Source organism: Actinokineospora sp. NPDC051303 (genome assembly GCF_055586285.1).
This window is the reverse complement of sequence record NZ_JBVJIN010000001.1, coordinates 339,173-362,918: the sequence shown is the minus strand read 5'-3', so window position 1 is coordinate 362,918 and position 23,746 is coordinate 339,173. Positions and strand designations below refer to the sequence as shown.

The 23,746-nt window shown below is 75.0% G+C and carries 6 protein-coding genes; all 6 read left to right on the top strand.

Features of this window, described 5'->3' with window-relative positions:
• The first annotated feature begins 183 nt into the window (after positions 1-183).
• Positions 184-1,245 (top strand): LLM class flavin-dependent oxidoreductase, encoded by a 1,062-nt coding sequence (locus tag ACZ6SD_RS01530; RefSeq protein WP_465314920.1) that lies wholly within the window; start codon positions 184-186, stop codon positions 1,243-1,245.
• Positions 1,242-2,717: an FAD-dependent monooxygenase gene (locus ACZ6SD_RS01525; protein ID WP_465314919.1), complete on the top strand. Its 1,476-nt coding sequence runs from the start codon at positions 1,242-1,244 to the stop codon at positions 2,715-2,717. Before ACZ6SD_RS01530 ends, ACZ6SD_RS01525 begins: the two co-directional genes overlap by 4 nt.
• 118 nt (positions 2,718-2,835) lie before the next feature.
• Positions 2,836-3,876: a 3-oxoacyl-ACP synthase III family protein gene (locus ACZ6SD_RS01520; protein WP_465314918.1), complete on the top strand. Its 1,041-nt coding sequence runs from the start codon at positions 2,836-2,838 to the stop codon at positions 3,874-3,876.
• A gap of 70 nt (positions 3,877-3,946) precedes the next feature.
• Complete coding sequence (locus ACZ6SD_RS01515; protein WP_465314917.1) at positions 3,947-4,705, top strand: 2-oxo acid dehydrogenase subunit E2; 759 nt, start codon at positions 3,947-3,949, stop codon at positions 4,703-4,705.
• A gap of 1 nt (position 4,706) precedes the next feature.
• Positions 4,707-5,720, top strand: coding sequence for an alpha/beta hydrolase (locus ACZ6SD_RS01510; protein WP_465314916.1), 1,014 nt, complete (start codon positions 4,707-4,709; stop codon positions 5,718-5,720).
• 85 nt (positions 5,721-5,805) lie between these two features.
• Positions 5,806-23,700, top strand: coding sequence for an SDR family NAD(P)-dependent oxidoreductase (locus ACZ6SD_RS01505; protein ID WP_465314960.1), 17,895 nt, complete (start codon positions 5,806-5,808; stop codon positions 23,698-23,700).
• Positions 23,701-23,746 lie beyond the last annotated feature (46 nt).

The window sequence follows — 23,746 nt, the reverse complement described above, 5'->3', positions numbered from 1 at the left end:
CTGCACGGCGGAATAGCCAAAAAGCTAGGGGACCCACGCCGGGTCCCGCAATGGCCGAATCCGCGCCCTTTGTCGCGCCTTTAGAAAAGGTCAGGACTTTAGAAATCGGCTAGGGCGTCGTTAGCGCGCGCTGCGATGGTCCAGGCACAGAGCGCCGCCCGACCACCGAACAGGGGATGACCAGTGCGTGTCGGCATCACTTATCTCAGCCCGTCGTCGGCGATCGACGGTGCGGCCACAGCGACGAAGTACCGCGAATTCTTCGACCAGGTGGAATGGGCGAACGGGCGCGGATTCTCCGGTATCTGGGTGACCGAGCACCATTTCTCCACCTACAGCCTGAGCTCGTCGCCGCTGGTGCTGCTGGCCAAGGCCGCCGCCATCGCGCCGGACCTGCGGATCGGCACCGGCATCCTGGTGCTGCCGCTGTGGGACCCGCGCAGGCTCGTCGCCGACGTGAGCACCCTCGACGTGCTCTCCGGCGGCCGGTTCGACCTGGGCATCGGCCGGGGTTACCAGCCGCACGAGTTCCTCGGGTTCGGCCGCGAACTCGCCGACAGCCGCGCCACCTTCACCGAGCACGTCGACCTGATCACCCGCCTGTTCACCGAGTCCGACATCGTGCACGAGGGCGAGTTCTACCGGGTCGACGCGCCGGTGACGGTCCTGCCGCAGCCCGCGCAGACCCCGCACCCGCCGATCTGGCTGGCCGCGGTCAGCGAAGAGTCGACCAAGTTCGCGGTGGAGCGCGGCTTCCACCACCTCGGCCTCGCGCTGTCGACCCCGGCCGAGCTGGGCGAGCAGTGGCGGCTCATCGAGCGGCTGAGCGCGGCGGCTGGCCGGTCCACCGAGGGCATCGAGTACGCGGCGAACCGGTTCGTCTACTGCTCCACCGACCCGGACGGCCGCCGGATCGCCGCTCGCGAGGTCGCCCGGCAGATCCAGATCTCCCGGTCGCTGGCCCAGGGCGCGGAGCCGACGCTGGGGCTCGCGCCGACCCCGGATGTCATCGACGCCGACGACGAGGCACTGGCCTATGAGCGGCTGCTGGCGGGCACCCCGGAGGAGATCGTGGCGCAGTTGCGCGACATCGCCGACGCGGGCGTGACGTATGTGAACGCGGGCTTCCAGTACGGCGCGCTGCCCACGGACCTGGCCGACGCGTCGGCGCGGCTGTTCGCCGCCGAGGTGCTGCCCGAGGTGGGCGGGCTGGCCCGGCGGGTCCCGGCGGCCACGGCGCCGTGACCGCCGTCGTCGTCGGCGCCGGTCCGACCGGGCTGACCCTGGCGGGCGAGCTGCGCCTCGGCGGGGCGCCGGTGGTCGTGCTGGACCGGCTGCCCGCGCCCTCCGGCCAGTCGCGCGCTCCCGGGGTGTACGCCGGGACGCTGCGGACGTGGGCGTGGTGCGGGCTCGCGGAGCGGTTCGACGGGCTGCTGCGGTTCGGCGCGTACGGACATTTCGCGCTGCTGCCCGGCGGGCTCGACCTGAGCGTGCTGGACACCCCGCGCGCGGCTGCCCTGGTGCCGCAGGCCACCGTCGAGACGGTGCTGGGCGAGTGGGCGGCCGAGCTGGGCGCGGAGATTCGGCGCGGGCACGAGGTCGTCGGGCTGCGGCAGTCGCCGGACGGCGTGGAGGTGTCCGTGTCCGGCCCGGACGGCGCGTACCGGCTCACCGCGGACTACCTGGTGGGCTGCGACGGCGGGCACAGCGCGGTCCGCGGGCTGGCCGGGTTCGAGTTCACCGGCACCGAGTCCACTGTGGACGTCCTGCTGGCTGACCTCGGCGGGCTGCGCGCGGAGGACATCCCGTTGCCGCGCACGCCGTTCCCGTTCCTGCGCACCGAGCGCGGGTGGGTCGGCCTGTCGGTGGTCACCGAGGACAGCGTGCGGGTCTTCGTGTGCGACTTCGCCCGCCCGCCGGTGCGCGGCGCGGGCCCGCCGAGCTTCGCCGAGGTCGCCGCGGCGGCGGCCGACCTCGCGGGCGTCGACATCTCCTCGGGCACGCCGCGCTGGCTGAGCCGGTTCGGCAACGCGACCCGGCAGGTCACCGCGTACCGGCGCGGGCGGGTGCTGCTGGCGGGCGACGCCGCGCACGTGCACCCGCCCTTCGGCGGGCAGGGCATCGGGGTGGGCGTGCAGGACGCGGTCAATCTCGGCTGGAAGCTCGCCGCCGAGATCGGCGGCTGGGCGCCGCCCGGCTTGCTCGACACCTACCACGCCGAGCGCCACCCGGCCGCCGCGCGCGTGCTGGGGCTCACCCAGGCCCAGGACGCGCTGATGGGCCCCGGGCCAGCGGTGGCGAGTCTGCGCGACTTCCTCGCCGAACTGGCCGCGGTCCCCGCGGCCAACGCCCACCTCGCGGCCGAGGTGACCGGCACGCGCCTGCGCTACGACCTCGGCGACGACCACCCGCTGGTCGGCGCGCCACTCCCCCACCAGGCGGGCGACGGGCTGCCGCGCGCGGGCCGCGGCCTGCTGCTCGACCTCGCGGACGACCCCGACCTGGCCCGGGTCGCCGCGCCGTGGCGGGACCGGGTCGACCTGGTGGCCGCCCCCGGCGCCGTCGCGGGCGCGCGGGCGCTGCTCGTCCGCCCGGACGGGCACGTCGCCTGGGCGGGCCCGTCCGGGCTCGACCGGGCGCTGCGGCGCTGGTTCGGCGCGCCAGCCGGCGACCACGTCTCGCCGACCTGGGCGGGCGCGCGGGAACACGCGCGATGACCCCACCGCCAGTCCCGGCCGAGACCCGCCTGCCCGCAGCCCTGCCCTGCCCACAGATCGACAAGAGCGACCGCACCGAGGATGCCGCAGGAGTCCTCCGCGCGATGAAAGGACTGACATGACCTCCCCATTGGCCCCACCCGAGATCACTCTGCTGTCGGTGGGCACCGCCCTGCCCGGCCCGCCGGTCGGCAACGGCGACCTGGCGCGCCGGTTCGGCATGGACGCGCTGTGGGAGCAGTGGGTGGACACCTTCATCGGCACCAAGACTCGGCACCTGGCGGTGGACCTGGACTCCGGCGAGATCCGCCACTCCCTCGCCGACCTCGGGGAGGCCGCTGGCCGCAAGGCGCTCGACGCGGCCGGGATCACCGGCGCGGACGTGGACCTGCTGGTGATGGGGACCGCGACGCCGGACAACCTGATGCCCGCCACGGTCAACGTGGTCGCCGACCGGCTCGGCATCGACAACGTGCCCACCTACCAGCTCCAGTCCGGCTGCGCCGGGGCGTTCCAGGCCCTCGACGTGGCCCAGCAGATGCTGCTCACCGGCCGGTACCGGCACGCGCTGGTCATCGGCGGCGACGTCATCGCCAAGCACTACGACCTGACGCTGGACCTGGCCGCGCTGCCGCCCGCGGAGATGGTGAACGTGGCCCTGTTCGGCGACGGCGCGGGCGCCGCGGTGCTCACCACCGATTCCGGCTCCGGGGTGGTCCTGCGCCGGGTGCTGACCCGGCTCACCGGCCTCGGCCGCGCGCCAGGGCAGGTCCTGGAGTGGTTCGGGCCGGTCGACCACGTGCCCGGCCGCACCGGGTCGCGGGAGGACTACAAGGCGATCGAGGAATCCGTGCCGACGATGGCCGTGGAGATCCTCAAGGAGCTGCTGGACAGTCTCCAGTGGACAGACACGGACGTGGACTACATCCTGCCGCCGCAGCTCTCGGAGCGGATGACGGCGCGGATCATGCGCGAGCTGGACGTGCCGTCGATGCGGGAAGTCAGCTGTGTCACCGAGACCGGCAACAACGCCAACGCCCTGCCGTTCCAGCAGCTTGAGCGGGTCCTGCCGAAACTGGACGACGGCGACCGGGTGCTGGGCATCGCGGTCGAGTCGAGCAAGTGGATCAAAGCGGGCTTCGCGTTGGAGCGGGTATGAGCCGGATCGCGCGCGAACCGTCGACACCGCGCGGAGGGCCGCGGGGCGGGCGAACGGGCGAGGTGGCCCGATGACGGAGCCGATCGTGGTCGACCTGCCGCGCGAGCGGCGGCACACGCTGTTCTTTCTGCGCGCCACCAAGGATTTCGCGCCGGTCTTCCTCGACACCGAGGTCGACATGACCGCCGTGCGCGCGGCCAGGGGCACGCGGCGGATCTCCACGGTCACCCACGTCCTGGCCGCCGCGGCCCGGGTGCTGGCCAAGCATCCCGAGGCGAACGCGGCCATCCTCGACGGGTGGCCGCCCAAGCTGGCCCGCCACGACGGCGTGCACGGGAAACTGACGCTGGACAAGACGATCGGTGGGCAGCGGGTGGTGCTGGCCGTGGTGCTGCGCGACGTCGACCGGGCGAGCCTCGCCGAGATCCAAGACCGGGTGGAGCACCTGCGTGACGCCGACCCCGAGACCGCCCCGGAGTTCGCCGGGGTGCGCGGGCTGCACGCCGAGCCGTCCTGGCGGGTGGCGGCGCGGGCTTTCCGGGACGTCGTCCGTCCACTGGCGACCCGCTCGGCAGTGTGGGGCACGTTCGCGGTGACCTCGCTGGGGCACCGGCCGGTCGACTCGTTCCACTCGGTCGGTGGCACCACGGTCACCCTCGGCGTCGGCCGGGTCGTGGACCGCGCGGTGGTGCGCGGCGGCGCGATCGTCGTCGCGCCGGTCCTGCGGCTGAGCCTGGCCTTCGACCACCGGGTGATCGATGGCGCAGAGGCGGCGGACGTGCTCGCCGAGATCAAGGACGCCCTGGAGACCGTCGAGCGGGAGGACTGAGATGAACGATGTCGAGGAACTGAAGCGGTATGTCGCCGCGCACGCCGAATCCCTGGGGATCGGGGACTACCGGCCGGTGTTCGACCGGATCAGGACCGATGGGGTCGGTCCGGGGTCCTGGGTGTACGAGTGGTCGAGTTGGGCCGAGGACCTGGAGGCCGACGGCGACCTGCTGGGCGCGGCGCAGCGGTACACCTTCGCCCGTTTCCCGTTTGTCGACGGCAATGCCCGCCAGGACGCGCTGGAGAACGCGGTGCGCTCGATCGGCGAGTGGAGCGCGGCCGGGACCGGGATCGAGCGGCTGGACTTGCCGCTGCTCGGCGGCAAAGTCGGCTTCTGGACGCATGGCCTGTCCACAGTGGATCCAAAGCCGCTGCTGCTCATCAGCGGGGGCATCGTGAGCACCAAGGAGCAGTGGGCGCCGGTCCTGCTGGCTGGGGCGAAACTCGGCTACGCCGGAGTGGTCACCGAGCTGCCCGGCGTCGGCGAGAACACCCTGCGCTACACCCCGGAAAGCTGGCGGCTGCTGCCCGCGATCCTCGACGCCCTGGCCGACCGCGCCGACGTCGGGCGGACCGTGGCGATGACGCTGAGCTTCAGCGGGCACCTCGCGCTGCGCGCGGCGGTGGCGGACCCGCGCATTCGAGCGATCGTCACCGCGGGCGCTCCTATTCGAGAGACCTTCACCGACGCCGCTTGGCAGTCGCGCCTGCCGAAGGTCACCGTGAACACCCTGGCGCATCTGACCGGGACCAAGGCGGGCGAGCTGTCGGCGCTGCTGCCGGGGTGGGCGCTGAGCGCGGAGCAGTTGGCCGCGCTGGACATCCCGGTGCGCTACGTGGCCAGCCTGCGCGACGAGATCATCCCGCCCGGGGATCTGGACCTGCTGCGCGCCACCGTGAGCGACCTGAGCCTGCTGGAGCATGACGACGTGCACGGCGCGCCCCGCCACGCTGTGCAAACCCGCGAGTGGATGATCGCCACGCTGGCGTCCCTTGTGGACGATCAGCTTTAGCCCGTGCCAAGGTGCCGGTTAGACCGCCCCGACAGGCTTGGTGGAGTCCGTGTTCTCCAGCCAAGAGGGGCAGTCGAACAGCGCGATGGCCAACGAGCATGTGACCCGCGAAGGGGACGACAACGCGACCGCCGTGGTGGGCCTGGCCTGCAGGCTGCCCGGCGCGCCCAACCCGGCGGCGTTCTGGGCGCTGCTGCGCGACGGGGTCGACGCGACCACCGAGGTTCCCGACGACCGGTGGGACCGGGGCGCCGCGGCCGATCCGCGCGCGCACGGCGTCACCCGCGGCGGGTTCCTCGACCGGGTGGACGAGTTCGACCCGGCGTTTTTCGGGATCTCGCCGCGCGAGGCGGTGGCGATGGACCCGCAGCAGCGGCTCGTGCTCGAACTGGCCTGGGAAGCGTTGGAGGACGGGCGAATCGTGCCCGCGGCGCTGCGCGAGACCCGTACCGGGGTGTTCATCGGCGCCATCTGGGACGACTACGCCGCCCTGCTCGCGCGCGGCGGCGCGGACGCCATCGACAGACACACGCTCACCGGCGTGAACCGGGGCATCCTGGCGAACCGGGTGTCCTACCTGCTGGGGCTGCGCGGGCCCAGCGTCGCGGTCGACTCCGGGCAGTCCTCGGCGCTGGTCGCCGTGCACGCGGCCGTGGAGAGCCTGCGGCGCGGTGAGTCCACTGTGGCCATCGCGGGCGGGGTGAACCTGAACCTGGTCGGCGAGTCGACCATCACCGCGGCCAAGTTCGGCGGCCTGTCCCCCACCGGGCGCTGCCACACCTTCGATGAACGGGCGGACGGTTACGCGCGCGGCGAGGGCGGCGGCGTGGTCGTGCTCAAGCCGCTCGCCGCGGCGCTGGCCGATGGCGACCCGGTGCACTGCGTGATCCTGGGCAGCGCGGTCACCAACGACGGCGCGACCGACGGGCTGACCGTGCCGGGCCGCGCGGGCCAGGAAGCCGCGCTGCGCCAGGCGTACGAGCGCGCGGGTGTGGACCCGGCCGCCGTGGGCTACGTCGAGTTGCACGGCACCGGCACCCGGATCGGCGACCCGATCGAGGCCGCCGCGCTGGGCGCGACGCTGGGCGCCGGGCGCGCGGCGCCGCTGGCGGTCGGGTCGGCGAAGACGAACGTGGGGCACCTGGAGGGCGCGGCGGGCATCGTCGGGCTGATCAAGGTCGCGCTGAGCCTGCGGCACCGGGCGCTGCCGCCGAGCCTGAACTTCCGCCGCGCCAACCCGGAAATCCCGCTGGACGCGCTGAATCTGCGGGTGCAGACCGAGTTGGCCGACCTGCCGGACGGGCCGTTCACCGCCGGGGTCAGCGCGTTCGGCATGGGTGGCACCAACTGCCACGTGGTGCTGGCCTCGGCCCCCGAGCCCGCCGCCCGGCCGGAGCCCGCCGACGCGCCCGCGCTGCCCTGGGTGCTCTCGGCGCGCGGCGAGCAAGCGCTGCGGGCGCAGGCCGCGAGCCTGCTGTCCTGGGCGGACCGGGCGCATCCCGCCGAGGTGGGACTGTCCCTGGCCACCACCCGCACCGGGTTCGAAGACCGGGCGGCCGTGGTCGCCGCCGACGCGGACGGCTTCCGCCGGGGGCTGCTCGCCATCGCCGACGGCAGGCCCGCCGCCTCGGTCGTGCGCGGCGGCGTCGCGCCGGGGAAGGTCGCCTTCCTGTTCACCGGGCAGGGCAGCCAGCGGGCGGGCATGGGCCGCGAGTTGCACGAGAGGTACCCCGTGTTCGCCGCCGCCTTCGATGAGGTGGCCGAGCACTTCGACCCGCTGCTGGGGCGGTCGCTGGCGGAGCTGGTGTTCGGGCGCGGGTCCGAAGTGGACCGGACCGAGTTCACCCAGCCCGCGCTGTTCGCGGTGGAAGTCGCCCTGTTCCGACTGTTGGCGCACTGGGGCATTCGGCCGGACGTCCTCATCGGACACTCGATCGGCGAGTTGGCCGCCGCGCACGTGGCGGGTGTGCTGACGCTGCCGGACGCGGCGGCGCTCGTCGCGGCCCGGGGCAGGCTGATGCAGGCGCTGCCCGAGGGCGGGGCAATGGTCGCGGTTGAGGCGACCGAGGACGAGGTGCGGGAGCGGCCAGCCGGGGTCGACATCGCCGCGGTGAACGGGCCGCGCTCGGTCGTGCTGTCCGGCGACGAGGACGCCGTCACCGCCTACGCCGCTGGGTTCGCCGACCGGAAGACCCGCAGGCTCACGGTCAGCCACGCGTTCCACTCGGCGCGAATGGACCCGATGCTGGCCGAGTTCGCCGCCGTCGCCGAGGGCTTGGCCTACGCCGAGCCCGAGGTGCCGATCGTGTCGAACGTGACCGGCGCGCCCGCCGACCCGGCGCGGATCGCCTCGCCGGGGTACTGGGTCGAGCACGCGCGCGCCGCCGTCCGGTTTGTCGACGGCGTGCGGACCCTGGCGGACCTGGGGGTGACCGCGTTCATCGAGATCGGCCCGGACGCGGTGCTGACCGCCATGGCGCGCGAGACGCTGCCCGACGCCCGGCTGATTCCCACGCTGCGCCGTGACCGGCCCGAGGCGGCCAGCGTCGTGACCGCCCTCGCCGCCGCCTTCACCGCAGGGGTCGACGTCGATTGGGCGGCGGTTTTTCCCGGCGCCGCAACGGTTCCGCTGCCCACTTACCCGTTCCAGCGGCAGCGGTACTGGCCGGACGCGACGCCCGGTCGCGCGGCCGCGCCGGAAACAACAAGCGGGGTACCGGAAACACCGGCAACCGCGCCGCCGCCCGCGGCCGAGCCGCCGACGCTGGAGCTGGTGCGCTCGACCATCGCCGCAGTCCTCGGGCACGCCGACGAGACCGGCGTGGACACCCGGCGCACGTTCAAGGACCTGGGCTTCGACTCGCTCAGCGCCGTCGAGTTCCGCGACCGCCTCGCCGAGGCGACCGGGCTTTCCCTGCCCGCGAGCCTGACCTTCACCCACCCGACGCCAGAAGACCTGGTGGCTCACCTCACCGTAGGCCGCGTCGAGACGGCCACGAGCGTGGCGGCGTCCGACGAGCCGATCGCGATCGTGGGCATGGCCTGCCGCTACCCCGGCGACGTGCGCTCGCCGGAAGACCTGTGGCGGCTGGTGTTCTCCGGCAGCGACGCCGTGGGCGAGTTCCCCGCCGACCGCGGCTGGGACCTCGACGCCCTCCACGACCCGACCCCGGGCACCCCCGGCAAGACCTACGCGCGCCACGGCGGCTTCCTCGCCGACGCGGGCGGGTTCGACCCGGCGTTCTTCGGCATCGGCCCGCGCGAGGCCGCCGCGATGGACCCCCAGCAGCGGCTGCTGCTGGAGACCTCCTGGGAGGCCCTGGAACGGGCCGGGGTCGACCCGGCGGGGCTGCGCGGGTCCGACACCGGCGTGTTCGTCGGCCTCACCGCGCAGGATTACGGTCCCCGGCTCGACCAACCCGCGGACGGCTCGGACGGCTACCTGCTGACCGGCGGCGCCATCAGCGTCGCGTCCGGGCGGATCGCCTACGCGCTGGGCCTGCGGGGTCCGGCGCTCACCGTGGACACCGCGTGCTCGTCGTCGCTGGTGGCGCTGCACCTGGCGAGCCGGTCGCTGCGTTCCGGCGAGAGCGCGCTCGCGCTCGCGGGCGGGGCGACGGTGATGGCGACCCCGGGGATGTTCGTGGAGTTCAGCCGCCAGCGCGGGCTGTCCCCGGACGGGCGCTGCAAGGCGTTCTCCGATGGGGCGGACGGCACCGGGTGGGCCGAGGGCGTGGGCGTGCTGGTGCTGGAGCGGCTCTCGGACGCGCGCCGCAACGGGCACACCGTGCTCGCGGTGCTGCGCGGGTCGGCGATCAACTCCGATGGCGCGTCCAACGGGCTCACCGCGCCCAGCGGCCCGGCGCAGGAGCGGGTCATCCGCGCCGCGCTGGCCGACGCGGGACTGCGACCGTCCGATGTGGACGCCGTGGAGGCGCACGGCACCGGGACCGCCTTGGGCGACCCGATCGAGGCGGAGGCGATTCTGGCCACCTACGGGCAGAATAGAGCCGCGCCGGTGCTGCTGGGCTCGCTGAAGTCCAACATCGGGCACACCCAGGCCGCGGCGGGCGTGGGCGGCGTGATCAAGATGGCGCAGGCCATCCGGCACGGCGTGCTGCCCAAGACCCTGCACGTCGAGCGGCCCTTGTCGCATGTGGACTGGACGGCGGGCGCGGTCGAGGTGCTGACCGAGCGAACCCCGTGGCCGCGGGCGGATCGGCCACGGCGGGCGGCGGTGTCGTCGTTCGGCATCAGCGGCACCAACGCGCACGTGATCATCGAGCAAGCCGAGCCAGTCGAGCGGGCCGAGCGGCCCCCGGCGTGCGGGGTCACCCCATGGGTGCTGTCGGCGCGCAGCGGGCCCGCGCTGCGGGAAATGGCGCGGCAGATTCGGGCGGCGGCCCGCGACCTGGACCCGGTCGACGTCGGGTGGACCCTGGCCGCGCGGAGCGGGCACGACCACCGGGCCGTGGTGCTCGGCGGCGACCGGGACGCGCTGCTGGCCGGGCTGGCCGCGGTGGTCGACGGCGACGCGGGCGGCGTGGCCGCGCCGAGGCGCACCGCGTTCCTGTTCACCGGGCAGGGCGCGCAGCGCGCGGGAATGGGCCGAGAACTGCACGCGGAGTTCCCGGTGTTCGCCGCCGCCTTCGACGCGGCGGCCGCGGAGCTGGACCGGCATCTGGACATCCCGTTGCGCGATGTGGTCTTCGGCGACGCGGGCAGGCTGGACGAGACGGCCTGCACCCAACCCGCGCTGTTCGCCGTCGAGGTGGCGCTTTACCGACTGGTCGAATCCTTCGGCGTGACACCGGATTTCGTCGCCGGACACTCGGTGGGCGAGATCACCGCGGCCCATGTCGCGGGCGTGCTGTCGCTGTCGGACGCGGCGGCGCTGGTGGCCGCGCGCGGGCGGCTGATGCAGGCCGCGCGTTCCGGCGGGGCGATGATCGCGATCGAGGCGAGCGAGGCCGAGGTGCTGGCGACCCTCCTCGACGGGGTCGAGATCGCCGCGGTCAACGGCCCGGCCTCGGTGGTGATCGCGGGCGACGCGGACGCCGCGACCGCGGTCGCCGAGCGGTGGGCGGGTCGTCGGACGCGCAGGCTGATGGTGAGCCACGCGTTCCATTCGCCACACATGGACGACGTGTTGGACGAGTTCCGGGCCGTCGCGGCTGGCCTGACCTTCCACGAGCCCGCGATCCCGCTGGTGTCCGCCGTGGCGGGCACGGTGGAGGTGACCTCCGCTGAGCACTGGACCCGGCACATCCGCGCCACGGTCCGCTTCGCCGACGCCGTGGCGCGACTGCGGGAGTCGGGCGCGTCCGCCTTCATCGAGATCGGCCCGGATGCGGTGCTGTCCCCGATGGCCGCGGCGACGCTGCCGGACGACGTGCCCACGATCCCGCTGCTACGCGCGGACCGGCCCGAGACGGCGACCTTCGCCGCGGCGCTCGCCGCCGCGCACACCGCGGGCGTCGCGGTGGACTGGACGCCGCTGCTGACCGGCGGCGCGCACGTCGACCTGCCCACGTATCCCTTCCAGCGACAGCACTACTGGATCGCGAGCGCGGCACGCGCGGACGCGCGCGGGCTGGGGGTCGACCCGGCCGAGCACCCGCTGCTGGGCGCGACGGTCGAGCTGGCCGGGACGGACACGTCCGGCGAGTCCGAGACCGTGTTGACCGGCGTGCTGTCGCTGCGCACGCACCCGTGGCTGGCCGACCACGCCATCGCGGGCCGGGTCCTGGCGCCCGCGACGGCGGTGCTCGACCTGGCGCTGGCCTCGGGCCCGGTCGAGGACCTGACGCTGGAGGCGCCGCTGCCGCTGTCCGACGCGCCGCTGCGGGCGCAGGTGCGGGTCAGCGGCCGGTCCTTCAGTGTCCACACGCGACAGGACGACCGGTGGACCCGGCACGCGCACGGCGTGCTTTCGGACCGGGAAGAGGTTGCGCCGGAACGGTTCCCGTGGCCGCCGCCGGGTGAGCCGGTGGACCTCGACGGCGTCTACGACCGGCTCGCCGACCTCGGCTACGAGTACGGGCCCGCGTTCCAGAACCTGGTCGCGGCCTGGCGGTCCGGCGACGACCTCTACGCCGAGGTCGCGGTGGACCACCCGGTCGACGGCTGGGGCGTGCACCCGGCCCTGCTCGACGCGGTGCTGCACCCCCTGGTGCTGGCGCTGGCCGACGACCCGGGCCGCATCCGGCTGCCGTTCGCCTGGTCTGGCGTGAGCAGGCACGCCACCGGGGCGACCGCGCTGCGGGCTCGGCTGCGCGCGACCGGCCCGGACACCGTGGCCCTGGCCGTCACCGACGCGGCGGGCGCGCCGGTGCTGTCGGTGGCGTCGCTGACCCTGCGGGCCGTCGACCGCGGCGGGCTCGGCGCCGGGGCGGACGCGCTGCACGAGGTGCGGTGGACGCCGGTGCCCGTCCCCTCGGCCGAGCCGGACTGGGCGCTGGTCGACGTCCTGCCGGACGAGCCAGCCGACGTGGTGGTCGTCTCGCCGTGGGCGGGCGAGGGCGCGGACGCCGTGCACGCGGCCACCCGGCGCGCGCTGGACCTGGTGCGGCGGTGGCTCGCCGACGACCGGTACGCCGAGTCGCGACTGGTGTTCCTGACCCGGGGCGCGATCGCGGTGACCGCCGAGGACACGGTGCCGGACCTGGCGAACGCGGCCGTGTGGGGCCTGGTCCGCGCGGTCGAGTCCGAGCACCCGGGACGGGTGGCCGCGCTCGACCTCGACCAGGACGAGATCCCCGCCGCTGTGCTGAGCCTGGACGAGCCGCACATCGCTGTGCGCGGCGGAATCCCGCACGCGCCGAGCCTGGGCAAGCTCACCCCGCCCGGCACGACAGCGCCGCCCGGCCCGGCGGTGGCCGACGCGGGGCCGTTCGGGGCGGGCACGGTGCTGGTGACCGGCGGCACGGCAGGGCTGGGCGCGCTGGTCGCCGAGCATCTGGTGACCGCGCACGGCGTGCGGGACTTGGTGCTGGCCAGCAGGCGCGGGCCCGCCGCCCCGGGAGCCGAGGAGGTGGCCGAGCGGCTGCGGGCGGCGGGCGCGCGGGTCGCGGTCGCCGCCTGCGACGCGGCCGACCGGGACGCCGTGGCTGCCCTGCTGGCGGGCATTCCCGACCTGACCGCCGTCGTCCACACCGCGGGCGTCCTCGACGACGCCACCGTGACCTTCCTGACCGGCGACCGGCTCGCCGCGGTGCTGCGGCCCAAGGTCGACGCGGCCTGGCACCTGCACGAGTTGACCGGCGACCTGGCCGCGTTCGTGCTGTTCTCCTCGGTGTCGGGCATCACCGGCACGGCGGGCCAGGCCAACTACGCCGCGGCCAACAGCTTCCTCGACGCCCTCGCCGCGCACCGGCTGGCGGCCGGGCTCCCGGCGACCTCGCTGGCGTGGGGCCTGTGGGACGGCGGCATGGGCGCCGGTCTGTCCACTGTGGACGTCGAGCGGTGGGCGCGGGCCGGGTTCGCCCCGATCGCGCCCGCCGACGGCCTGGCGATGTTCGACGCCGCGATCGCGACCGGCCGGGCGCTGGTCGTCCCCGCCCGGCTGCGCGCCCAGCCCCGGCGGCGGACACCGGTCCGGCGGGCGAGCGCGGCGCTGACGCCCGAGCGGGTCTTCGACCTGGTGCGCTCGGCCGCGGCCGCGGCGCTGGGGCACGCGGACCCGGCGGCGATCGCGGCGGACCGGGCGTTCAAGGAGCAGGGCTTCGACTCGCTGGCGAGCGTCGAACTGCGCAACCGCCTCGGCGCGCTGACCGGGCTGCGGCTGCCCGCCACGGCGGTGTTCGACCACCCGACCCCGGCCGCGCTCACCGAGTTCGTGGTGGGCCTGGTCGCGGGCGCGGGCGCCGCCACGGAGGTCGCCGCGACGGCCGCCACCGACGAGCCCATCGCCATCGTCGGCATGGCCTGCCGCTACCCCGGCGGGGTCCAGTCGCCGCAAGACCTGTGGAACCTGGTGGCGACCGGCACGGACGCGGTGAGCGGATTCCCGGTCAACCGCGGCTGGGACCTCGACGCGCTGTACGACCCCGACCCGGCGAACCTGGGCACCTCCTACACCCGCGAGGGCGGGTTCCTGCACGACGCCGACCTGTTCGACGCGGAGTTCTTCGGGATCTCCCCGCGCGAGGCGACCGCGACCGACCCGCAGCAGCGGCTGCTGCTGGAAACCGCGTGGGAGACCTTCGAGAGCGCGGGCGTCGACCCGACCACGCTGCGCGGCAGCGCCACCGGGACCTTCGTCGGGGTCATGTACGACGACTACGTCTCCCGGCTCGGCGCGACCCCGGCCGAGGTCGAGGGCTTCGTGCTGACCGGCAACACCTCCAGCGTGGTCTCCGGGCGGCTCGCCTACACCTTCGGCCTCACCGGACCGGCGCTCACCGTGGACACCGCGTGCTCGTCGTCGCTGGTGGCGCTGCACCTGGCCGCGCAGGCGCTGCGGTCGGGCGAGTGCGACCTGGCGCTGGCGGGCGGGGTGACGGTGATGTCCGGGCCGTCGACGTTCGTGGAGTTCAGCCGCCAGCGCGGGCTCTCGCCGGACGGGCGGTGCAAGTCGTTCGCCGCGGCGGCGGACGGCACCGGGTGGAGCGAGGGCGTGGGCCTGCTGTTGGTGGAGCGGCTGTCAGACGCGCTGCGGCGCGGGCGCCGAGTGCTCGCGGTGGTGCGCGGGACCGCGGTCAACTCCGACGGCGCGTCCAACGGGCTCACCGCGCCGAATGGGCCCGCACAGGAGCGGGTCATCCGGCAGGCGCTGGCGAACGCGCGGCTCGAACCGTCCGATGTGGACGCGGTGGAGGCGCACGGGACCGGCACGACGCTGGGCGACCCGATCGAGGCGCAGGCGCTGTTGGCCACCTACGGGCAGGACCGGGCCGAGCCGCTGCTGCTGGGCTCGCTCAAGTCGAACATCGGGCACGCGCAGGCCGCGGCTGGCGTCGGCGGCGTGATCAAGATGGTCGAGGCCATCCGGCACGGCGTGCTGCCCAAGACCCTGCACGTGGACGAGCCGTCGCCGCACGTGGACTGGTCCGCGGGCGCGGTGGCGCTGCTGACCGAGCCGACCGCGTGGCCCGAGCGCGGGCGGCCGAGGCGGGCGGCGGTGTCCTCGTTCGGCATCAGCGGCACCAACGCGCACGTGATCATCGAGCAACCCATCGACCAGGCCGACGCCCCGCCCGCGTCCGGCCGGGGCGCGGACACCGGGCCGTGGGTGCTGTCCGGGCACGACGAGACGGCGACGCGGGCGCAGGCCGCGCGGCTGCGGGAGTTCGTCGTGGCCCACCCCGAGGTGAGCGCGGGCGACATCGGGTTCTCTCTGGCCACGACCCGCGCCGCGCTGGCGCACCGGGCGGTGGTCACCGGCCACGACCGCGACGAGTTGCTGCGGAACCTCTCGGCCTACGCCGAGGGCGGCGCGGCCGTCGCGGGGACGGCCGAGGCCGCGGGCAAGCGGGCGTTCCTGTTCACCGGGCAGGGCAGCCAGCGCCTGGGCATGGGCCGGGAACTGCACGAGACGGACCCGGTGTTCGCCGCCGCCTTCGACGCGGTGGCCGCTGAGATCGACCGGCACCTGGCCGACCACGCGCTGCGGGACGTGGTGTTCGGCAGGCACGGCGCGGACCCGCTGGACCGCACGGAGTTCACCCAGCCCGCGCTGTTCGCGCTGGAGGTGGCGCTGTTCCGGCTGCTGGAGCACCACGGGGTGCGGCCGGACTACCTGCTCGGCCATTCCGTCGGCGAGGTGGCGGCGGCGCATGTCGCCGGGGTGCTCGACCTCGCGGACGCGGCGGCGCTGGTGGTCGCGCGCGGGCGGGTGATGCAGTCGGCCCGGTCCGGCGGGGCGATGGCCGCCGTCGAGGCGAGCGAGATTGAGGTGGCCGCGGCGCTGCCGGACGGGGTGTCGGTGGCCGGGGTGAACGCCCCACTGTCCACTGTGGTCTCCGGGGACGTAGCGGCGGTGGAAGCCGTGCTCGCGCACTGGCGGGGGCTGGGGCGCAAGGCGAAGCGGCTCACGGTCAGCCACGCGTTCCACTCCGCGCACATGGACGAGGTGCTCGACGACTTCCGCGCCGTCGCGGCGGGCCTGCGGTTCGCCGAGCCCGCCGTGCCGATCGTGTCGAACGTGACCGGGACGGTGGCCACGGCTGAGGAGCTGCGCTCGCCGGACTACTGGGTTGACCACCTGCGCGGCACGGTGCGCTTCCTTGACGGCGTAAGGCATGTGGAGTCCGCTGGTGTCACCGAGTTCGTGGAGTTGGGACCGGACGGCGTGCTCACCGCGCTGGTCCAGGACACCGCGGCCCGGGTCGGGTCGGCGGTGGCGCTGCTGCGGGCGGGGCGGTCCGAGCCGGAGACGGTGGCCGCCGCCTTGGCGCGCCAGCATGTGCGGGGCTCGGCGCTCGCCTGGGACCGGGTGTTCCCGGGGGCGGCGCGGGTGCCGTTGCCGACGTACGCGTTTCAGCGGCGGCGGCACTGGCTGGGCGCGAGCGGCCGGGGCCTGCTGGGGCCTGCCGTGGAGTCGGCCGACCGGGACGAGGTCGTTTTCACCGGGCGGATCTCGCTGGGCAGCCACCCGTGGCTGGCCGAGCACGCGGTCGCGGGAACGGTTCTGGCGCCTGCCGCCGCGTTGGTGGAGATCGCCTTGGCCGCGGGCGACCACGTTGGCGCCGACACGATCGCCGAGTTGACCCTGCACGCGCCGCTGATCCTGCCGGAAAGCGGGTCGGTGGAGCTGCAAGTGGCTGTCGGCGCCCCGGAATCGGGCGCGCGGCCGTTCACTGTCCACTCACGACAGACCGGTGACTGGACTCGGCACGCGTCCGGCGCGCTCACCGAGACCTCGACGCCGGGCGCGGAGTTGACCACGTGGCCGCCGGACGCGACGCCGGTCGATCTGGAGGGCGCGTACGACCGGCTGGCCGCGGCGGGCTACGGCTACGGCCCGCTGTTCCAGGGGCTGCGGGCGTTGTGGCGCAAGGACGACGAGTGGTACGCCGAGGTGCGGCTGCCCGGCGACCCGGCGGGCTTCGGGCTGCACCCGGCCCTGCTCGACGCCGCCCTGCACCCGCTGGCGCTGGCGAACACCGACGCGGTGGCGCTGCCGTTCAGCCTCGCCGGGGTGCGGCTGCACGCGACCGGGGCGAGCGCGGCGCGGGTGCGGATCAGGCCCGCCGGGGCCGGGGTGTCGCTCGACCTCGCCGATGACACCGGCGCGCCGGTCGCCACGATCGACGCGCTGACGCTGCGCCCGCTCGGCGACCCCGTCACCGGCCCGACCGACGCGCTGTTCGCGGTGGACTGGACGCCGGTGCGCGCCCCGGAACCTGTTTCCTGGCAACCAATCGAGCGCGCGGCGACCGAACTGCCCGCCGCCGACGCCATCGTGGACTTCAGCCCAGCGGCCGCGGGGCAGGTCCCGGACGTCGCGGGCGCGGCCCGGTCGGCGGCGCACGACGCGCTGCGCCTGATCCAGCTCGCCCTGGCCAACGGCGCGGGGCGGCTGGCCTTCCGCACCCGGGGCGCGGTGGGCGAGCAGGTCACCGACCCGGCCGCGGCCGCGGTGTGGGGGCTGGTGCGCACCGCGCAGACCGAGCACCCCGGCCGGTTCCTGCTCGTGGACGGCGACGGCCCGCCCGACCCGGACGAGCCGCAGGTCCTGGTCCGCGACGGCGTGGCGCGCGCGCCGCGCCTCACGCGGGTCCGCCCCGGGGCCGACCGGCCCGAACTCACCGGCGCCGTCCTGGTGACCGGCGCGACCGGGGTGTTGGGCGCGCTGGTCGCCCGCAGGCTGGCGACCCACCACGGGGTCCGGGACCTGCTGCTGGTGAGCAGGCGCGGCCCGGCCGCCCCGGGCGCGGACGAGTTGGTCGCCGACCTGCGCGACTTGGGCGTGCGGGTCACGCTCGCCGCGGCCGACGCCGCGGACCGGACGGCGATGGCCGCGCTGCTCGACGGCGTCGACCTGGCCGCCGTCGTGCACACGGCGGGTGTCTTGGACGACGGCACGGTCGACGCGCTCACCCCCGAGCGGCTGGACACCGTGCTGGCGCCCAAGGTCGACGCGGCGTGGACGCTGCATGAGGTGACCCGTGACCGGGATCTGGCCGCGTTCGTGCTGTTCTCCTCTGTGACGGGCACGCTCGGCACCGCGGGGCAGGCGAACTACGCCGCGGCCAACGCCTTCCTCGACGCCCTGGCCGAGCATCGGCGCGGCTTGGGCCTGGCCGGGACGTCGTTGGCGTGGGGCCTGTGGTCGGGCGCGGGCATGGGCTCGGCCCTGGGCGACGGCGACCGCGCGCGGCTGGCCCGCACGGGCGTGGCCGAGCTGTCCGTGGCGGACGGGCTGGCTCTGTTCGACGCCACGCTCACCGGCGAGCGGGCTGTGGTGGTGCCCGCCCGCCTCGATGTGGCCGCGCTGGGCCAGGTTCCCCCGGTGCTGCGCGGCCTGGCCCGGCCACGCCGCCGCGCGGTCACCGCAGACCGGGCCGTGGACGGCGCGCGGTTGCCGGAGATCGTGCGCGCGGCCGTCGCGGACGTGCTGGGCCACGCCTCGGCCGCGGCGGTCGATCCGACCCGGGCGTTCACCGACCTGGGGTTCGACTCGCTGACCGCGGTCGAGCTGCGCAACCGGCTCGCCGCGGAGACCGGCCTGCGGCTGCCCGCGACGCTGGTGTTCGACCACCCCACCCCCGCCGCCGTCGTGGAACTGTTGCGCGACACCCTGTCCGGGGCTGGCGCGGCCGCGCCTGAGCGGGCCGCGGTCGCGGCGAGCGCGGACGACCCGATCGCGATCGTCGCGATGGCCTGCCGCTACCCGGGCGGGGTGAGCACGCCCGAGCAGCTGTGGGACCTGGTCGCCCAGGGCCGGGACGCGATCACCGGGTTCCCCGACGACCGCGGCTGGGACCTCGACCGGCTCTACCACCCGGACCCCGACAAGCCGGGCACGTCCTCCACCCGCGAGGGCGGGTTCCTGCACGACGCGGCTGAGTTCGACCCCGACTTCTTCGGGCTCTCGCCGCGCGAGGCGCTGACCACCGACCCGCAGCACCGGCTGCTGCTGGAGATCACGTGGGAGAGCCTGGAACGCGCGGGCATCGACCCGGCGACACTGCGCGGTAGCCGGACCGGGGTGTTCGCGGGCGTGATGTACAACGACTACGGCGCGCGGGCGCACCAGTCCGGCGCGGCCCCGGCTGGGGTCGAGGGGTACCTGGTCAGCGGCAGCGCGGGCAGTGTCGCGTCTGGGCGGGTGTCCTACACGCTGGGCTTCGAGGGGCCCGCGGTCACCGTGGACACGGCGTGCTCGTCGTCGCTGGTGGCGCTGCACTTGGCCGCGCGGGCGCTGCGGTCGGGCGAGTGCGACCTCGCGGTGGCGGGCGGGGTGACCGTGATGGCCAGCCCGGCGACGTTCGTGGAGTTCAGCCGCCAGCGCGGCCTGGCCGCCGACGGGCGGTGCAAGTCGTTCGCGGCGGCGGCCGACGGGACCGGCTGGGCCGAGGGCGCGGGAATCTTGCTGCTGGCAAGGCTTTCCGACGCGGTGCGCGACGGGCTGCCGGTGCTGGCGGTCGTGCGCGGCAGCGCGGTGAACCAGGACGGGGCGTCCAACGGGCTGACCGCGCCGAACGGGCCGTCGCAGCAGCGGGTCATCCGGGCCGCGTTGGCCGACGCCGGGCTGCGACCGTCCGATGTGGACGCCGTGGAGGCGCACGGCACGGGAACCCGGCTGGGCGACCCGATCGAGGCGCAGGCCCTGCTGGCGACCTACGGGCAGGACCGGGAAACGCCGCTGTGGCTGGGCTCGGTGAAGTCCAACATCGGACACACCCAGGCCGCGGCAGGCGTCGCGGGCGTGATCAAAATGGTGCAGGCGATGCGCGCGGGCCGACTGCCCGCGACGCTGCACGTCGACGCGCCGACCCCGGAGGTCGACTGGTCCGCTGGCGCGGTGTCGCTGCTGACCGAGCCGGTGGAGTGGCCCGCGCCGGGTCGGCCGCGGCGGGCGGCGGTGTCGTCGTTCGGCATCAGCGGCACCAACGCGCACGTGGTGATCGAGCACTACCCGACGCCGGAACCGGTGGCCGCTGCCGCCGCCGATGTGGTGCCGTGGGTGCTCTCGGCGCGGTCGGAGCGCGCGTTGCGGGCGCAGGCCAAGCGGCTGCGGGCCGCGGTCGCCGACGCCGATCCCGCCGACGTGGCCTGGTCGCTGCTGGGGCGGGCGCGATTCGAGCGCAGGGCCGCGCTCGTGGGCGACCGGGACGAGTTGCTGCGCGGGCTCGACGCGCTGGCCGAGGGCGGCGGCGACGTGCGCGGCGAACCGGGCAAGCTCGCGTTCCTGTTCTCCGGGCAGGGCAGCCAGCGGGTGGGCATGGGCCGGGGACTGCGCGTGGCGTTCCCGGTGTTCGCCGCCGCCTTCGACGCGGCCGTGGGCGCGTTCGACCTGCCGGACGGGCTGTTTGACGACGCCGACCTGTTGGAGCGCACCGAATACACCCAGCCCGCGCTGTTCGCCGTCGAGGTCGCGCTCTACCGACTGGTCGAATCCTTCGGCGTGACACCGGATTTCGTCGCCGGACACTCGATCGGCGAGATCGCCGCGGCCCATGTCGCGGGCGTGCTGTCGCTGCCGGACGCGGCCCGGCTGGTCGCCGCCCGCGGGCGGCTGATGCAGGCCCTGCCCCCGGGCGGGGTGATGGTGGCGGTGCGGGCCGCGGCGGCGGACGTCGAGCCGCTGTTGACCGGGGCGGTGGGAATCGCGGCGATCAACGGTCCACAAGCGACAGTGGTCTCCGGGGCGGCCGACGCGGTGGGCGACGTCGTCGCGGCGCTGACCGAGCGCGGGGTGAAGTCGACCCGGCTGCGGGTGAGCCACGCGTTCCACTCGCCGCTGATGGCGCCGATGCTGGCCGAGTTCCGCGCCGTGGTCGGGGAACTGGATTTCCACGAGCCGTCGCTGCCGATCGTGTCGACGGTGACCGGCGAGGTGCTGACCGAGGCGACGTCCCCGGAGCACTGGGTGCGGCACGTCGAGGCCACTGTCCGATTCGCCGACGCGGTGGACACGCTGCGCGGGCTCGGGGTGGGGACGTTCCTGGAGATCGGCCCGGACGCCGTGCTCGCTGCCTTGGTCGAGGACGCGGCTCCGGTGCTGCGCCGGGACCGGGACGAGGTGCGGACCCTGGTCGCCGCGCTGGCCCGGGCGCCCGAGGTGGACTGGACCCCGCTGCTGGGCGCGCGGCGGAACCGGGTGGACCTGCCGACGTACCCGTTCCAGCGAAAGCGGTTCTGGCTGGACGCGCCCGCCGCGCGACCGTCCGGCCTGGCCGACGCGGGCCATCCGCTGCTGGCCGCCGAGGTCGCGCTGCCCGAGGGCGGGGTGGTGCTCACCGGCGCCGTGTCGACCCGCTCGCATCCCTGGCTGGCCGACCACACGGTGCACGGCTCCGCGCTGGCGCCCGCGACGGCCCTGCTCGACTTGGCGCTGCACGCGGGCGCGCGGGTTGGCCTGCCGGGGGTCGAAGAACTGGTGCTGACCGCGCCGCTCGTCCTGCCGCCGGGCGGGGTGACGATTCAGGTCATCGTGCGCGGGGACGCGGTGGAGATCCACAGCCGCACGGGCGACGAGTGGGTCCAGCACGCCACTGGCACCCTCACCGACACCAGGTCCGGAGCGGCCGATTCTGGCACGCTCACCGACCCCGGATTCCGGCAGGCCGATCCGGGCACGCTCACCTACGCCGAGTCCGGCAACGCCGATCTGGGCACACCCACCGACACCGAGTCCGGCGACGCCGGTCCCGCCGCGCGGGCGGACGCCAGGTCCGGAACGGCCAATCCAGGCGGGCGCGCCGATGCCGGGTCCGGGCATGCCGGTCTGGGCGCGTGGCCGCCGCCGGGGACGCCGGTCGACCTGGCCGGGCTCTACGACCGGCTCGCCGACCGGGGCTACGGCTACGGTCCCGCTTTCCAGGGGCTGCGGGCGGCCTGGGTCGACGGCACGGTGGTTTACGCCGAGGCCGAGACGCCGCCGGAGGGCGGGTTCGCGGCGCTGCTCGACTCCGCCCTGCACGCCCTGCTGCTGGAGGACACGCCGGTGCGGCTGCCGTTCTCCTGGTCGGGGGTGCGGGTGCGGTCCACCGCGGCGACCAGGCTGCGGGCGCGGATCGAGCCCAGGAGCCAGGACACGGTGTCGCTGACCGTGGCCGACGAGACCGGGACGGTTGTGGCCACAGTGGACTCCTTGGCGGTTCGGCCGTTCACTGGCCGCACGCCGCCGATGTTCGGCCTCGACTGGGCCGAGGTCCCGACCGGCGAGCCCGCTGTCTGGCTCCCCTACGCCGACCGGGACGACGCCGTTCCCGGTGACACGGTCGTGTTCGCGGTCCCGCCTGCCGAATCCGTCCGCGAGGCGGTCGAGGTCGTGCTGCCGGTGCTCCAGCGGTGGGTTGCCGACGAGCGGTTCGCGGACGTCACGCTGGCCGTGGTCACGCGGGGACTCACGCACGCCGCGATCACCGGCCTGGTCCGCGCCGCGCGAACCGAGCACCCCGGACGGTTCGTTCTGGTCGACGCGGACGAGGACCGGATCGGCGTGGCGCTGTCGGCAGGCGAGCCGGAAGTCGCGGTCCGCGACGGTGTGGCACTGGCGCCCAGGGTCGTGCGGGTGAGCGTGCCCGAGCAGGGCAGGCCGCTCGACCCGGACGGCACGGTGCTGGTGACCGGCGCGACCGGGCGGCTCGGCGGGCTGGTGGCCCGGCGGCTGGTGACCGAGCACGGCGTCCGGCGTCTGCTGTTGGTCGGCAGGCGCGATCCGGCCGAGTTGCGGGCCGAACTGGCCGGACTCGGCGCGACCGCGACGCACGTCCAGTCGGACCTGACCGACCTGGCGAGCCTCACCCTCCCGACCGAGCACCCGCTGACCGCCGTGGTGCACGCGGCGGGCGCGCTGGACGACGGCGTTCTGGAAAGCCTGACCCCACAGCGGTTCGATGCCGTTCTGCGGACCAAAGTGGACGCTGCCTGGGGGCTGCACGAGCTGACCCGGGACGCCGACCTCGCCGCGTTCGTCCTGTTCTCGTCCATCGCCGGGATCATCGGCAACGCGGGGCAGGCGAACTACGCGGCGGGCAACACCTTCCTCGACGCGCTCGCGGAGCACCGGCACGCCGTCGGGCTCCCGGCCACGTCGCTGGCGTGGGGCCTGTGGGCGGGTCCCGGCATGGGCGCGGACCTCGACGCCGAGCGGACCCGCGCGGCGACCGGCGTGACCGCGCTGTCCACAGAGGACGGACTGGCGCTGTTCGACGCGGCGCTGCGGTCGGACCGGCCGGTGCTGGTGCCCGCCGCGGTCGACCTGGCTTCCCTGCGGGCGCTGGGAGAGCACGCGCCGAGCGTGCTGGGTGGACTGGCGCCGCGAACGACGCCACCGGCGGGCCAGTCGTTCGCCGAGCGGTTCGCCGCGCTGCCCGAGGACGCGCGGGCAGGCGCCACCCTGGACCTGGTTCGGGCGCGGATCGCCGAGGTGCTCGGGCATCGCGGCGGCCCGGCTGTCGACCCCGACCGGGGGCTGCTGGACCTGGGTTTCGACTCGCTCACCTCGGTCGAGCTGCGCAACCGGCTGGGCGCGGCGACCGGGCTGCGGCTGGCGAGCACGGTCGTGTTCGACCACCCGACGCCCGGCGCGCTGGCCGAGCACCTGCGCGCCGAGCTGGCCGCCGGGCTCACCGCCCGGCAGGAGGCGAAGCCGCCGATCCTGGCCGAATTGGACCGGGTGGCGGCCGCGGTGGCCGAACTTAACGGGAGTCTAGAGACACGCAAGCTCGTCGGCCGACGATTGCGGGACCTGCTCGCCCAGGTCGACCAGATCGACCCGGCGGAGCGGGCTGCGGAGGCCGACCTCACGGTCGCCTCGGACGAGGACATCTTCGATCTCATCGACAACGAACTGGGCATCACCTGACCGGTCAAGGGGCGCGACGCGTGGCGAACGAAGAGAAACTTCGGGA